Here is a 14,137-nt window from a genome sequence, read left to right as displayed (position 1 = left end):
GCCATCAATCGCAGACTTCAAGCCCGTTGTTAGGCTCCCCGGCCCTCCGAGCAGTTTGCACTAGTCTGCATCCCGGCTTAACTGGACGGCAGCCTCCGATGTTGCAGGTTATCTGTCCTGAACTCTGAGCTTTTGGTGGAGCTTGTTCAACCCTTCTGCGCTCCTCGTCTCGCTTTTTGGCGTCGTTCTCTCGCTGACCAAGTGGCCTCTTATCTTGCACCTTCTCGCATTCGTTAGCATCGTTCACCCGATAGCCAGCGCGACATGCGATCCTCACGCAGGCATCTCCGTCGGCCTTGAAACCATGATCGCAGACCAGCGGGCAGACGCGGCCTGACCGAGCCTTGATCGTGTCCAGCGCATCTGAGCTTGCGAGCGCCGTGTTGAGCTTCGTTCCAGCATACCTGTTGAACAATGTCAGTGAACGCTGCGACTTGGCGCTCCAGTCGCCGCTCTCCGCATCGGCAAGACAGCCGACCCGGCGAAGTTCGGACTGGACTGACTTGGCGAGTTCTTGGGGCGACCGCGCGGGTTCAGGCGAAGGTGCTTGCGGTGGGAGGGCAGCAACCTTTTGCGCGGTATCGATCGCCTGCTTCTCGGCAGCGGCCTTTTCGTTCGTCATCCTGTCGGCAAGCGACTTCTCGACGGCTTGCTTGTCGGCCAGCGCCTTGGCGAGAGCGGCCTCAGTCTCCTTGCGGCGTTGTTCGGCGGCTGCTGCCTTTGCTTCCTCAACCTGTTTGACCTTTTCAGCGGCGAGCCGCGCATCCTCAGCGGCCTTGGCGGTGGCGGCAGCTTTGGCCTGTTCAGCCATCTTGGCGCGATCTGCGGCAAGCCGAGCCTTTTCTTCTTCGGCATGTCGAGCCTTCTCGGTCGCGGCGGCGCGGGTCTCCTCAGCAGCAATCCGATTGAGTTGGGCCTTTGCCAGATCGGTGTAGAAGCCACTCGGATAGCGATTGAGAAAAGCAGCCCATACGTCACGGGTGCCAAGCTGGAGCGCCAGTTCATAGTCGCGCCGGATTTCGCTGTCCGGGCTGGCCTGAGGCCCGGTTGCGGTCGGCTTCGCGGCGACCAGCGCCACGTCATCGCCGCCAAGGGAGCCGTATACATAGGGTTCTTGCTTGTAGCTTGTGTTTTTCAACACATCGTCACGCACGAACCCGAACGCCTTGCGCAGATCAAGGCCGGGTGTCGGTAGCCGCTCGACAAGCGCTGCGGCGAATGGGCTGTTCTTGCTGTCGCCATCGGATGCCGTGGACCCGGCTTTCGCTGCGAACGCGATCATGGTGTTCGGGCTGGTCGGCTCGACCTTGGCAAGGCCGCGTCCTATGGCACGGGCGGCAACCGTGCGCTTCATGCTTTTGGCGAACGGATTGTCCCGGCAAGCATCGAGGATAATCAGCCGAAGCTGCTTCGCAGGCTCGACCGCGAACAGCGCCCGATCTAGCGCCACGGTCTCATCGAGAACGTCGCTATCGGTCTCAAGAGCAGCATCAGTGGGGATGAGGTAGTTGGTGCCGTCAAGTTCAATGCCGTGACCGGCGTAGTAGATGACGGCTACCTCAGCATCTCGCGCCCGACCACCAAAGTCACGCAGAGCCTTGCGCATCTCGGAAGCGTTGAGATCGGTCCTGATGTCGATCCAGTCGAACCCGGCCTTCTTGAACATGCTCCCGACCAGGGCGGCATCGTTGGCCGGGTTGGAGAGCTTGGGAACGCTCTTGTAGGCGGAGTTGCCGATGACAAGCGCAATACGGCGCTCAGCGTGAGCAGTGCCGCATACGAGCCAGATGGAAACGAAAAAAGAGAGCCAACGAAGAGCGCCCATCACAATCCCCGAAATATGTGCGCAGCCTATGCAGAGTTTGCTCAAAGGCAAGCATCGGCTCTGTGCTGTCGATCACCAAAGGTCCGCACTGGCCCGTTCGGATGAGTGGCAGGATGCGCCCTGATCCTCACCTGAGTGTTGCCGGGGCTGGCGTGGAGATCAAGGCAACCAAGGTGGGTATATTCCCAACCATTCTACTATGGATGCCTATCCACACGTGGATAGATTTCGCAGTTCTGCCAATGACTTAGCTGCCATAATGCAGCCGTATACCATACCCATACGAAGCCCCGCGTCCGGGCCTGAACACGCTTGTCTCTCAGGTTCCGGGATGGGAACACACACATCCTAATACGTACTTACCCGATGCGTCAGATCACCACCGACACCCGTCTCTCCGCAGCAGAACGGAACGCCATTGTGGCTGCTGCGGGCCTCCCGTGTCAGGCGCTCGGATGCCGGAACAAGGCTACCCGGTGGTCGAACCTTTGCGGTCTATGTGAACGGCAGTTCCTTGAGGACATGAAGCCCGTCTTCGGCAAGCCGAGCAAGGAGCAGCTTGCCATTGCTGAGGCCGTCGTCCGGGAGCACTTCGCAGACAAGATCGCCAGCGGCGTCTTTGATGATTGGGCCTCTCAGATCGCCAAGACGTTCTCCCGTCCGCTGGCGAGGTTGCCTGCTCCGCTCTCTATGAAGCGGCTCCGACACCCAAAGCAACGGTATGACGCCCTACTGGCCTTGAGGACACGGGATCGAGGATTGCTGACCCGGCGAGGCGTGGTCAACCTGCTCGCATTCGCGCTCGCCATTGACGCCCTCATCACCCCGACGATCCCGCAGCCGGTGCGCAACGATTACATGATCGCGCTGCTCGGCCAGCGCTTCATGCGGAGGGAAGTCTATTCGCGAACCGTGACGCGTTACCGCAGCCGCCGCGAGAAGACGGGCGTCATCCGTTACGGCCCCAACGGGCCAGAGGAACTGACTCGCCGCGTTGAGGAGGAAGTTCCCACCAAGGAATACTGCCGCATCCGCCGCGCTGACCTGCGATACGTCGGCAGACGGCTCTGGAAGGCGATGGAGAAGATGCTCCTGTCGGGTGGCAGGAAGGGCGCTACCTGGTCAGCCATGCAGGAGAAGGTTGCCATGGCTGCACATGCTCCACATGGGCCAGAGAGAGTCACACAGAGCGATAGCGCCAAACCGGCACTGCACCAGCGCTGATCCATTGAGCGCACCAGCGACTCCCGTAACACCGTATGAAGCCTAATCGACAAGCCAACACCATGGATGAGGATGGGCAGGAGGCCCAACGGGAGGCAGAGGCGCTGGATTTCTCCCGCCCACTCGACGTGCATCGGTCGTCGGACTTTCCTGAGGCCAATACCTTCGTTGATGACGTGTACGCCCGGTGTCAGAACCGCATGAACACCAACATCGAGCGGAAGCACTTCAAGGTGGTCCTGCTCGACCTGTACGTCGCATGGCTGATGCACCCGGACCTGAAGATCGCTGTGGCGATGGGCGCGAGCGCCTACAAGCCCAAGAGCCGGTACAACGCCCTGCGCATCTCGAAGAAGATAACGGATGTGGTCTGGCTGCTTCATGATGCAGGTCTGATCCATGTCAAGCGCGGCTTCCACGTCAGAAGCGAGGCTGGCGGCCCGGGGCGGCTCACCCGCATCTGGCCCACGTCGGAACTGATTGTCCTGTTCAAGGGCTGCAATCTCGATGCCTATCAGATCGGCGTATCGCGGGACGAGGAAGTCATCATCCTCAAGGACGATGAGGGTGATCGGATCGAGTACGAGGACACAGCGGAAACCTGCCAGATGCGACAGGTTGTCCGGGACTACAACGATCTGCTGGCTCGCCACTTCATTGACATCAGGCAGCTTAATGAGCCGTGGATACCCCTGAGCAACGGATCACGCTTGGTCATCGGGCCCGCGAGGCAACGGGTTCACCGGGTGTTCAACCGCGCCAGCTTCTCCAATGGAGGCAGGTTCTACGGGGCTTGGTGGCAGGAATGCCCCAAGTCATGGCGGGGTGAAATCTTCATCAATGATGCCCCGACGATTGAGCAGGACTATTCCTCGCTGCACATCGCACTGCTGTATGCCCGGAAGGCCATCAACTACTACAAGGAACATAAGGGAGACGCCTACCAACTGGACATCCCGGCGTTCCTGACCACACAGCAAGAGACAAGGAAGTACACCAAGGCCCTGATGCTGACCGCCATCAATGCCAAGGACGACAGAGCGACCTTCAACGCATTTCGGAGCCAGCGGAGGAAGGAGGGCGATCAGCAGGGTGGTAGCTTCACCAACACGGAGTTGTCGCTGCTGTTGGACGGACTCAGGCGCAAGCATCCCGCTATCGCGAATGACCTCGCCTCTGACGCTGGCATCGGGCTAATGAATGACGACAGCAGGATCACCGAGCATGTGATCAGGAGGTTCACCGAGCGAGGGCTACCTGTCCTGACCATTCACGATAGCTACATCGTCTATTGGCAGGCTCATGACCTGTTAGAGGAAGTGCTGAATGAAGCGTTCTCGATGGTCACAGGCATGACAGGGATCAGGGCTGAACGAACCGGAGTGGCTGGTGATCTGACATCATGGGAGACGGACAAGCTTCCTCAGGAAGCAATGACGATGAGCAGCGGCTATCTCGCTCGCTTGCTGAATTGGATGATCAACGGCAATCACGGGAACATGGGTCAGAGGCTCATAGGCGAGAGCCTGATGCCTCTCCTGAGAGAGATGGTAGACGAGTAGGCTGGCTCACCATTCTTACAGGTTCCATCATGATCATGATCCATTGATGTAGGCGGGAGTTCACCCCGTTAGACCTAGTAGACTGGCTCTCACAGGCTCTCACTTCCTCCTCCATTACTAGAACCTTTTTGCTTGCGACCAGTCCGCCCCGTGGATGTCACGGTTCCAATTTCAGGATCATCGGTATCTTGCAGCCACCCCTGACTATTGCCGTGGTCATCACAGGTCAGACCGGCCACGCTGACAGCCTCTCAGAGGGCCAGCGGGGGCCGTGGAGTCTCCGCGTCAGAAAAGAGGGCAGACGAGCGGCAAAAGGAAAAGCGCACGGGTGGACTCGATAAAGAGGCCCAGCACCATCCTATACACAAAACACCACCGAGCCCTATACACAGCGGCTTGTTGCCTCGACTAATTCTCTTGTCTTCTCAACTACTTATCGATTGCTCTCGCCGAATGCTGTTCCGCCCCTGGGCACCATTTTCGCTCTCCACGGGCAACATCTTGCCCAGCGCCAAGCCTTGAGCGCCAAGCCTTGACCAGCCGGCTCGCGCAGCAATCCGTTCCGGAACCAGATCGCGCCCGCCGTTGCTGGCACTCTGCTTGCTCAGCCAGGACCAAAGTCTGGCCTTGGAAGAGAGGCCGTTTCAGGTTGAGGCAAGTGATGCAAGAAATGTCCCGTTCTGGTGCTGCCGGCGAACTCCGGCTCGATGCGTTGGTCGCCGATTTGTGGTGGCGCGTTAGACTCATCAACACCGACATTCTCGAGGAAGAGGCGAGAGCAGGGGTGTTTGACGTGCTTCAGCCGACCTATCCGCTTCTTGCGCTGAATCTTCGCGCGCGACGCGACAATTTGGTCTCGACGATCGGCGTGCTCGAGCAGCGTGCGCGATCAACGTCGGAAGCGGCTTGAGCGCGGTCTTCTGTTACACCGGGAACGTCAGCGATTTCGCGAGCCTGACCAGATCGACCTGGCGCCGGCAGCCCGTCTTTTCGAAGACGTGAATGAGGTGGCTCTTCACGGTGCTGACGGAAACGCCGAGCAAGGCCGAGATCGCGTCTCGCGTGTGTCCCTCGCAAATGAGCTCGAAGATGCGAATCTCGGCCGGCGTCAGGTCATAGAGCTGGTTGAGCGCATCGTGAGGCAATCGCGGCGGCCCGGAGGCTGACGTCACGAACACGGCGGCAGCGGCGCTCTGGATCAGACCGGATCGTGTGTGGCTGCGTCGCAGCGGCAGAACGTGGACGACGAGAGGCTCACCGCTTTGGCGAGGGATCGGGATGCCGATGCCTTTTTGCCCGAGCGTTGCCTCGTCCTTTGCCGCCTGCGCGACGGCTGATTGCAATGTGGCCGTGCTCGCCGCGGATTGAACCGCGATCCTGCCATGCCTTGCCACGATCGGATCGCCGGCCGCGAGCATCGCCGCGGCTGCGGCGTTGGTGTGAACGATCTTCGAATCCTCGTCGGCCAGGACGACGCCCACCGTCAGGGCCTCCACCGTCGCCGCGAATGTGTTGGCTTCCACCCCCTTCATGTCGAACAGATTGCTGATCGTCACGGCGCGGCGGATGTGAGGCGCCAGAAGGCGCAATCCGTCGACCTGCGCATCGTCGATCCGGCCTGCCGACTCATGCTGGCTGAATATCGCATTTCCAACCATCGTCCTGTCGCGAACGAGGCCGACGGCAACGGCGTCGAACAAGCCCTTGGGCATGGCCCATTCGCGATAGTAGCGGTTGCTGGAAATAACGTCCGGCCGGACGGCTTGGGATTGAACGATCGGCTCGCCGAGCGGGTATTGCCGAATGCGTTCGGCGCCGCCCCAGAGCTCGATGATGTCGGGGCCGTAGCCGACCGCGTTCTGGGCCATCTGGGCCAGGTCAGACCCGGAGACCGCATTGACGACGGCCTTCATGTTGGTGAGGCTGGCGACCGAGAGCGCGCCGGTGGCAAAGCCGAACTCGGCGCAGATCTGATCCAGAACTTCGGTCCAGCCTTCCGGCGCGATCACACAATCATAGATACTGCCGATGAGATCCGAGAACTTCTCGACCGAAGCCTGCTGCATTCCAAACCACTCAATTGAAAATAACCGACGTCACGTGAACGCTAGTTTAGGAGTGGCTTCATCGCCTATGGTGTATTTCACAATCCTGAGGTGATCTTATCATCGTGATTCCGTGGCGCAAACGGGAACACCGAACACAAATGCTTATGACGCTCTCCTGGGCAGCTGCCATGATTTTCACGAATTACGGAACGTCAACGCCTTGGCTGCATAAAGCCGACGCTCGGGTGTCTGATTAAAACTGCGGCAGATTCGACGTCGATTGCAAAATCTACCTTGTTGTCAGGTAGCTCGCAGTGATCCACCAAGCGAAAGGCATAACTCCATGCACAACTCCATCCAGCGATCGCATTGGCGACGTGGTGACACCCTCGAGCGCGACGACGCATCGTCTGCGACCATCGCGACCAGCCCATCGTGCGCGACCATCGCAATCAACCCATCGTCCGGGACCACCGCAATCAACCTAAGGTCCGCGACCGCCGCCACTAAGCGCACTGGCGACGGAGCCGAACTGAGGAGGTTCGGCTCCGCTTCGCGTGATGGATCGTCTGCGCGTGACGCCTATGTCCATTCGCGATTGTGAGGCTGGAGAACGAGCCACGCCCGCGCTCTCATGCTATTGCTGCCTCGCAACGACACGAGGACACCCATGCTCCCCCTTCCCGCCGATATCTTCACCGAGCCCGAGGACGTCTCGCCCGACGGGCTTGCCAATCTCGGCCCGCTCCGCCGTCTCGCCGGTGTCTGGCAGGCCGACAAGGGTATCGACATCAATCCGAAGGCCGAGGGGCCGGAGCGGCGGACCTTCATCGAGCGCATCCGGATGGACCCGATCGATCCGCAGGCCAACGGGCCGCAGCTGCTCTATGGGCTGCGTTATCACATCCACATCAACACGCCCGAGGAAGACATCACCTTCCACGACCAGGTCGGCTACTGGTTGTGGGAGCCCGCGACCGGGTTGATCATGCAGACGCTGGCGATCCCGCGCGGGCAGGTGCTGCTGGCGTCGGGCAAGGCCGGGCCGGGCGACAAGGAGATCTCCGTGACCGCCAAGCGCGGCGACACCGCTTACGGGATCTGCTCGACTGATTTTCTGGAACAAGCGTTCCGCACCGATGCTTACCGCTGCGACATCACCTTCAACGACGACGGCAGTTGGACCTATCTGATCCAGACCGAGTTGTTCGTGCGCGGCGCGCCGTTCAACCATCGCGACACCAACACGCTGAAACTCATCGCGCCGCCAAAGCTCAATCCCCTCGCTTTGATCGTGAACGATCGCGCCACTGGGAATGAGAAGGGCAATGAGCCGGCTGCCTGAGCGCGGCCCGGAGATACGCATGAAGCCTTACGTCATCTGCCTGATGCATTCGAGTCTGGACGGCCGCACCCATCCGAGCCGCTGGCGCCCGAAGGGGGCAGGAACGGACTGGTTCGAGAAGATCCACGACGAGCTCGGCGGCGACGCCTGGGTGATCGGCCGCATCACCGGCTCGGAGTTCGCCAAGGGCGAGCCCTATCCCACGACGGCGGACGCGAAATTTCCGCGCGAAAACTGGTTCGCGCGACGCGACGCGAAAACCTATGGCGTCGTGCTCGATGCGCAGGGCAAGATCGGCTGGGGCCGCTCCGATATCGGCGGCGATCCGATCGTCGTCGTGTTGACCGAGAGCGTCGCAGATTCGCATCTCGCGGGGCTCCGCGGCGAGGGCGTGTCCTATATCTTTGCCGGCAAGTCCGAGATCGACCTCGCGCTGACGCTGGACATCCTCAACCGCGAGCTCGGCGTGAAGCGCCTGCTGGTGGAGGGCGGCGGCGTCGCCAACGGCGCGTTCCTGCGTGCCGGCCTGATCGACGAGTTCAACCTGATCCTCAGTCCCGCGATCGACGGCGCCAAGGGCGCGCCATTCGTGTTCGATTCCATGGACTCCGACGGCGACCGGCGCGCACCACTGAGCGCGATGACGCTGGAGAGCACGCGGGATGTCGGTGGCGGCGTCCTGCTGCTGCGCTATCTGATCCAGAACGATCCGCAGGCCATGGGCAAGTAACAGCACCGAGATGTCGGCAACATCAGAGCATATCGTCATTGTCGGTGCCGGCGCGGCCGGCCTGATGGCGGCGCGCGAGCTGGCGCGCGCGGGCAGGACCGTGACAATCCTGGAGGCGCGCGAGCGCTGCGGCGGCCGCATCCATCCGCTGCCTGCTTCGGAGTTCGGCTACCCCGCCGACGGCGGCGCCGAATTCGTCCACGGCGAGGCGCCGGTCACGCGCGCGTTGCTGCGTGAAGCCGGGCTGTCCCTTCAGGAGATCGAGGGCGAGCGATGGGGCTTTGACGGCGCTGACATCGTGCGCGAGGATCGCCACGATCCGCATCAGGCTGAGCTGCACGCCGTGGTTCGGGAATTGAACGACGACCTCACCGTCGCCGATTTCCTGCGCCGGCATTTTGCCGGGGATGAGCATGCGCGGCTGCGCCATTCGATCGAGCGGATGGTCGAGGGCTATGATGCGGCCGATCCCGAGTCCGCCTCCACGCTGGCGCTGCGCGAGGAATGGATGGCTGGCGGGCACTCTCCGCAGGCGCGCATCAAGGGCGGCTATGGTGGGATGATCGACTTCCTGGCAGCCGAGTGCCGCAAGCTTGGCGTGACGTTTCGCTTCGGCTGCATGGTGTTGGCGATCGAGGAGGAGGGCGGCGCGATCGCCGTTCGCTGTGTCGGCGGCGACGTGCAGGGCTGCGATCGCGTGATCATCACCGTTCCGTTGCCGTTGTTGCGCGAGATCGGGCTGCCGAGCCGCGCGCGCGCGAAGGCGGCGGCGGCCGACGATATCGGCTTCGGTAACGTGATAAAAATCCTGCTGCGCTTCAGGCGGCCATGGTGGCGTGAGCGCAAGGAAGAGCTCGCGGACATGGCCTTCCTTTTGTCCGACCAGGCCATCCCGGTGTGGTGGACGCAATATCCGAACCGGCATCCCGTGCTGACCGGATGGTTCGGCGGCCCGCGCACGGCAGCGCTGTCGCGTCTCGACCCGCAAGCGCTGATCGATACCGGGCTCGATTCGCTTGCGATCGTCTTTGGCCTGTCGCGCGAGGACCTCGCACGCGAACTCGTCATCGCGGTCGCGACAAACTGGGCGCACGATGCCTACGCCCGCGGCGCTTATTCCTGGGCGACGCCGCGAACGCGCGAGGCGCAAACGATCCTTGCGCGCGCCGACGGTCCGGTGCTGTTCTCCGGCGAGGCGCTCTATCGCGGAGCCGACATGGGTACAGTCGAAGCGGCGCTGGCGAGCGGTCAACAGACGGCGGGGATAATCTTGCGGGAATAGGCTGACGAGCAAAGAAAGGCCCGCGTTTCGCGAGCCTTTCGTCTTGCTGCCTTTCGTCTTACCAGCGGCTGCCGCCGAAGCCGAACGTCACGCTGGGACCGCCGCCGCCGTAATATCCGTACGGTCCACCGCCGTAATAGCCGTGGTGCCGCGGATAATAGCCGTAGCTCCGGTAGTGCGGACGATGAAATCCGTGATGGTGGTGAGGACGCCAGTGATGGCGATAGCCGTGATGGTGGTGCCTGTGCTGCGCGCTGATGTCGGTTGACTGGGCGGCTGGCGCGTTCTGTTTCGCACTTGAATGATTGGCCGCGTTCGCCGCGGATCCGCCGACAAGCGCCGCAGCACCGACGGCCATCGCGACAAAGAGATACTTCATGTCATCACTCCGGTTGAATGTCGTGTGACAACACATGGTCATCCGGCACGTTCCGGCCAGTGCGGGCGTCGAAACGACGCAGTTACATTGGTCCGGTTCGCGCGGCTGCTTGCGTCTCGTGAGATCTATTGTCGCATCACCGGCGTGATCGCAACTCTGCCATCACTCTGCCGCGAATGACGCAATCACGTCATCGGTGGTGACGATGCGCGCGAATTCGTCGGTGAGCAATCTCGGCTTCGACACACAGCTGGTGCGCGGCCATCTGAATTCGACCCTGGCGTCTTCGAGGATGCGATCTGCATTCCCTGCCGCATGCCCTACATCACCAGCATGTTCATGCCGCGCAGCGCGGCCGACCGCTGCCGGTGCCCAGGAACTCCGTCAATCTCGCCTTCTTCGCGACGCTGGAAAGGCGTTCACGTAACGGATGGAGCTATTTGAACGGATCCTGGATCGACGGCGCCGACTGCCTGATGCGGCGCACGCTCACCGGCGTGCCGTCGGAGACGAACAGGAGTTCGTACTTCCGGCCCTCGCTGTCGGTCGCGGAGCAGGTGACGTCGTTCACCTTCTTGGCGGCGAAATTGCCGGTCTGGCGGCAGAGGCCGGTGGAGGTCTGCTCGGCCGGCACCGGCAGCCCGTCGACCTTGGGGCGGTCCTTGGAGTTGAGCAGCATGCGGTCGATCGGCAGCTCGTAGGAATTGTCGTCGGCGCGCTTGCCGTTCTCGCCGGAGAACGACACGACGTGATTGTCATCAGCGGGATCGTCGACCGCGACCGTGAAATTGACCCGGCCCTTGTCACCATGAGCGTAGGCGACCGTCTTGCAGGGGAAGGTGCGGCCGGCAACCTTCAACGTCTTGCAGTGGCCGGACATCAGCGCCAGCAAGTCGATAAAGGCGGTCTGTTGCCCGGGCGGATTGTTGACGGGAATCGGCGCGGAAGACTCGGCAAAACAAGGGCTTGCCAAGAGGACCAAGGTGGCGACGAGGGCAGCAGCGAGGATGGGGCGGCAGAGGCGCATCGGAAGGCTCACATGCCAGGGAACGACCGAAAAGTCCCGTCGGATAACCAGCGAACCGTAAATTGGTTGCGATCCCGTTTGTTCTGCCGGACTCGTCTGAAATACCACCGCGCCACCCCAACGGCAATTCGCCCATATCGCCCAACCCATTCCCGGCCAGCACTTGCCGTCAGGCCGGTGTTTTTTTCGTGGCGGGACTACCCCATAGCCGCCCGCCAGCGCGTATCGCGCAAGGATGGGCGGCGGTGCAGGCGGGCGTCGAGCAGGGCGCGGGCGCGCGGCAGGTCGCCGCTGCGCATGAGGGCAACGACAAAAGTGTCCTCGATCAACTCGCGCTGGGCGTGGCTGCCGCCGAGACGCACGACCTCGTCGAGGACCGGCGCGAGCATTTGCACGCATGCCGCGTAATCCTCGTCCGCAAAGGCTGCCAGCGCGCGGCAGACCGCCGGCACGACGGGGCCGGCCGGCAGCTTGCCATTGGCGAGCCGCTGCTCGATCGCGGTCAACCGCGCGACAAGCGCCTCGCGATTTTGCGTTGCGGCTGCGAACAGTGCCATGTGGATATCGGCGAAGGGCAGGCTCGATTTCGGAAACAGTCTTTGCGCGGTGGCATCGGCTTCGACCCAGAGCGCTCTCGGCACGGCGTGGCCGTAAGCCGACAGGCGCCAGAGCAGTGACGCACCGTCGGTGACGAGATTGAGCGGCGGCGCCTGTGTGGCCTTTGGCTGCAGCACATCGGCATAGATCGCGAGCGCCCGCGCGGCATCGCCATGCTCCAGCGCGCCGAGCGCCTGATGCCAGCGGATGTGGCCGTGCAAGATCCCGGCGCGGTCGTAAGAGGGGATCCAGTCGTCGACGAGCCGGTCGGCCGCTTCGATCGAACCGTCCTCGAACATCGCATGCAGCACGGCGTGCACAGCATGGGCATTCTGCCGGCGCAGCTCGAAGCCGCGCTCGGTGACACCGCGGCCGCGACCGACATTGCCGTTCTCGGTCATCGCCCAGCCGTACATGGTGAGGAACCACCAATCCTCGCCATAGTCATGCGCGACGCGCTCGCACAGCTCCTGCCGCGCGCGGTCGTGATCGGCCATGCCGGAGAACGCGAACAGGCCGAAGGCGCCGAGCGGCAGCGACAGCACCAATGCATCGCGCGGCCACGCCTCGACGTGCTTCATCGTTGCCGCGATCGCCTCCGGCAGCCGGCCCTCGATTGCGAGCGCCAGCGTCTCGACATGCGAACGCTCGCGTTCCGTGCCGCGTGTCGCCACGAGCTCACGCGCGAGGGCCGCCTTCTGACGTGCCAGGTCGCCTTGCTGATAGAAGCCATGCAGGCGGGCGCGGGCGATATGGGCCAGCGCAAAATCCGGATCGGCCGCAGTCGCGCGCTCCAGCGTTTCCGCCGTGCCGGTCCAGCCCGCGAGCATGAGGTCGACGCCCTCACGATAAGCGGATGCCGCCTCGGGCGAAGAGGTGGAGATCGGCAGGCCATAGCGATCTTCGAGGGCCATCCTTGTCTCCGGCTCAGGCCGTCCGCGCGCGACGTCCTTCGATCGGATAGGCCGGGTCGTTGTAGCCTGGCGTCGAAGGATGACCCGGCACGACCAGTCTGTCGATCAGCGCCTCGTCCTCGGCGGTGAACCGATAGTCGAGCGCGCCGATGTAGCCGTCCCATTGCTCCTCGGTGCGCGGGCCGGCAACGGTCGAGGAGACAAAGGCGGAGTTCAGCACCCAGGCGACCGCGAACTGGCCGCCGGTGATGCCCTTCTTTTCGGCGTGAACCTTGATCTCTTGCGCCAGCTGGAGCGATTCCGGCCGCCATTCGGTCTGCATCATGCGGGTGTCATTGCGGCCCGCGCGCGTCTCCTTGTCGGGAGCCGCGTCGGGCGTGTATTTGCCGGTCAGCACGCCGCGCGCCAGGGGGCTATAGGGCACGATGCCGAGGCCGTAATAGGAGCAGGCCGGGAAGTGCTCGACTTCGGGCATGCGATTCATGGCGTTGTAATAGGGTTGGCTCACCGCGGGCCGGTCGATGCCGAGCCGGTCGCAGATGTTGCAGATTTCGGCGACGCGCCAGGCGCGGTAGTTCGAGACGCCGAAATAGCGCACCTTGCCGGCGCGGATCAAATCGCCCATCGCGCGCACCGTCTCCTCCAGCGGCGTCGAATGGTCTTCCTTGTGCAGATAATAGATGTCGATGTGGTCGGTGCCGAGCCGCTTCAGGCTCTCATCCGCCGCTTGCAAGACCCAGCGTCGCGACAGGCCGACACGGTTGGGATCGTCGCCCATGGGATTGGCGAGTTTCGTGGCCAGCACCCAGGCGTGACGGTTGTTGCCGATGGCGCGTCCCACGACCTGTTCGGATGCGCCCTTGGAATAGGCGTCGGCGGTGTCGATGAAATTGACCCCGGCCTCGTGCGCCTTCGCGATGATCCGCTTTGAGGTGGCTTCATCGGTCGGCCCGCCGAACATCATGGTGCCCAAGCAGATCGGCGACACTTTCAGGCCGCTGCGGCCGAGTTGGCGGTATTGCATGGGCGCGTCCTTGCTGCTTCTTCTGGCGACAGCATAACCGTCTCACTCCGTCATTGCGAGCGCAGCGAAGCAATCCAGGAATCCCTCTGCGGAGGCAGCCTGGATTGCTTCGCTGCGCTCGCAATGAACCGGGTTGGGGGGGTGGGTTGTAACCGCAGAGCGGTAAAAGCCCCCGGGTGG

The 14,137-nt window shown here is 62.5% G+C and carries 12 protein-coding genes and 1 pseudogene; 7 read left to right on the top strand and 6 right to left on the bottom strand.

The window, feature by feature from the left end:
• Positions 1-4: 4 nt before the first annotated feature.
• Complete coding sequence (locus tag AC0L23_RS09660; protein WP_473356834.1) at positions 5-1,825, bottom strand: caspase family protein; 1,821 nt, start codon at positions 1,823-1,825, stop codon at positions 5-7.
• Between the two features lie 366 nt (positions 1,826-2,191).
• On the opposite strand from AC0L23_RS09660, the gene AC0L23_RS09655 reads away from it, so the two are divergent.
• From AC0L23_RS09655 to AC0L23_RS09645, 3 genes are all read left to right on the top strand, one after another.
• Positions 2,192-3,049 (top strand): hypothetical protein, encoded by an 858-nt coding sequence (locus tag AC0L23_RS09655; protein ID WP_473356822.1) that lies wholly within the window; start codon positions 2,192-2,194, stop codon positions 3,047-3,049.
• 62 nt (positions 3,050-3,111) lie between these two features.
• Complete coding sequence (locus tag AC0L23_RS09650; protein WP_473356821.1) at positions 3,112-4,611, top strand: hypothetical protein; 1,500 nt, start codon at positions 3,112-3,114, stop codon at positions 4,609-4,611.
• A gap of 661 nt (positions 4,612-5,272) precedes the next feature.
• Positions 5,273-5,521 carry a hypothetical protein gene (locus AC0L23_RS09645; protein WP_007615460.1) on the top strand — a complete coding sequence of 83 codons (249 nt, stop codon included), beginning with the start codon at positions 5,273-5,275 and terminating at the stop codon, positions 5,519-5,521.
• 13 nt (positions 5,522-5,534) lie between these two features.
• Here the strand turns inward: AC0L23_RS09645 and AC0L23_RS09640 are convergent, their stop codons facing one another.
• A complete protein-coding gene (locus tag AC0L23_RS09640) occupies positions 5,535-6,677 on the bottom strand; it encodes a helix-turn-helix transcriptional regulator (RefSeq protein WP_085361126.1) in 1,143 nt (380 codons plus the stop codon).
• A 652-nt stretch (positions 6,678-7,329) separates the two neighbouring features.
• On the opposite strand from AC0L23_RS09640, the gene AC0L23_RS09635 reads away from it, so the two are divergent.
• The 3 genes from AC0L23_RS09635 to AC0L23_RS09625 are packed head-to-tail and all read left to right on the top strand — an operon-like array spanning position 7,330 to position 10,016.
• Entirely contained in the window at positions 7,330-8,004 is a 675-nt protein-coding gene (locus AC0L23_RS09635; RefSeq protein ID WP_085348315.1) for an FABP family protein, read from the top strand.
• Between the two features lie 19 nt (positions 8,005-8,023).
• The gene (locus tag AC0L23_RS09630) at positions 8,024-8,734 is read left to right on the top strand and encodes a RibD family protein (protein ID WP_085361186.1); all 711 of its coding nucleotides are present in this window, start codon (positions 8,024-8,026) and stop codon (positions 8,732-8,734) included.
• Positions 8,735-8,744: 10 nt separating this feature from the next.
• Positions 8,745-10,016, top strand: a complete 1,272-nt coding sequence (locus tag AC0L23_RS09625; RefSeq protein ID WP_473356820.1) for a flavin monoamine oxidase family protein — start codon at positions 8,745-8,747, stop codon at positions 10,014-10,016.
• 58 nt (positions 10,017-10,074) lie between these two features.
• On the opposite strand, the gene AC0L23_RS09620 is transcribed toward AC0L23_RS09625, so the two are convergent.
• Entirely contained in the window at positions 10,075-10,395 is a 321-nt protein-coding gene (locus tag AC0L23_RS09620; protein WP_018453118.1) for a hypothetical protein, read from the bottom strand.
• Positions 10,396-10,665: 270 nt separating this feature from the next.
• Here AC0L23_RS09620 and AC0L23_RS09615 point away from each other — a divergent pair.
• Positions 10,666-10,793, top strand: a pseudogene (locus AC0L23_RS09615) (oleate hydratase); the annotation flags it as partial.
• Between the two features lie 38 nt (positions 10,794-10,831).
• Here the strand turns inward: AC0L23_RS09615 and AC0L23_RS09610 are convergent.
• The 3 genes from AC0L23_RS09610 to AC0L23_RS09600 form a co-directional block, all read right to left on the bottom strand.
• Positions 10,832-11,422 (bottom strand): hypothetical protein, encoded by a 591-nt coding sequence (locus AC0L23_RS09610; RefSeq protein ID WP_018453119.1) that lies wholly within the window; start codon positions 11,420-11,422, stop codon positions 10,832-10,834.
• Positions 11,423-11,619: 197 nt separating this feature from the next.
• The gene (locus tag AC0L23_RS09605; RefSeq protein WP_085384263.1) at positions 11,620-12,933 is read right to left on the bottom strand and encodes a tetratricopeptide repeat protein; all 1,314 of its coding nucleotides are present in this window, start codon (positions 12,931-12,933) and stop codon (positions 11,620-11,622) included.
• 13 nt (positions 12,934-12,946) lie between these two features.
• On the bottom strand, positions 12,947-13,957 hold the full coding sequence (locus tag AC0L23_RS09600; protein WP_085361124.1) for an aldo/keto reductase: 1,011 nt from the start codon (positions 13,955-13,957) through the stop codon (positions 12,947-12,949).
• Between the last annotated feature and the right edge of the window lie 180 nt (positions 13,958-14,137).

The organism is Bradyrhizobium sp. MI1.4 (assembly GCF_055811315.1).
This window is presented reverse-complemented; position numbering and strand designations above follow the sequence as displayed.

Excerpts from the sequence above, each read along its gene's own strand:
- AC0L23_RS09610 (WP_018453119.1), bottom strand. The coding sequence starts at position 11,422 with ATGCGCCTCTGCCGCCCCATCCTCGCTGCTGCCCTCGTCGCCACCTTG.
- AC0L23_RS09605 (WP_085384263.1), bottom strand. The coding sequence starts at position 12,933 with ATGGCCCTCGAAGATCGCTATGGCCTGCCGATCTCCACCTCTTCGCCC.
- AC0L23_RS09645 (WP_007615460.1), top strand. The coding sequence starts at position 5,273 with ATGCAAGAAATGTCCCGTTCTGGTGCTGCCGGCGAACTCCGGCTCGAT.
- AC0L23_RS09630 (WP_085361186.1), top strand. The coding sequence starts at position 8,024 with ATGAAGCCTTACGTCATCTGCCTGATGCATTCGAGTCTGGACGGCCGC.
- AC0L23_RS09620 (WP_018453118.1), bottom strand. The coding sequence starts at position 10,395 with ATGAAGTATCTCTTTGTCGCGATGGCCGTCGGTGCTGCGGCGCTTGTC.
- AC0L23_RS09600 (WP_085361124.1), bottom strand. The coding sequence starts at position 13,957 with ATGCAATACCGCCAACTCGGCCGCAGCGGCCTGAAAGTGTCGCCGATC.
- AC0L23_RS09635 (WP_085348315.1), top strand. The coding sequence starts at position 7,330 with ATGCTCCCCCTTCCCGCCGATATCTTCACCGAGCCCGAGGACGTCTCG.
- AC0L23_RS09625 (WP_473356820.1), top strand. The coding sequence starts at position 8,745 with ATGTCGGCAACATCAGAGCATATCGTCATTGTCGGTGCCGGCGCGGCC.
- AC0L23_RS09660 (WP_473356834.1), bottom strand. The coding sequence starts at position 1,825 with ATGGGCGCTCTTCGTTGGCTCTCTTTTTTCGTTTCCATCTGGCTCGTA.
- AC0L23_RS09650 (WP_473356821.1), top strand. The coding sequence starts at position 3,112 with ATGGATGAGGATGGGCAGGAGGCCCAACGGGAGGCAGAGGCGCTGGAT.
- AC0L23_RS09655 (WP_473356822.1), top strand. The coding sequence starts at position 2,192 with ATGCGTCAGATCACCACCGACACCCGTCTCTCCGCAGCAGAACGGAAC.
- AC0L23_RS09640 (WP_085361126.1), bottom strand. The coding sequence starts at position 6,677 with ATGCAGCAGGCTTCGGTCGAGAAGTTCTCGGATCTCATCGGCAGTATC.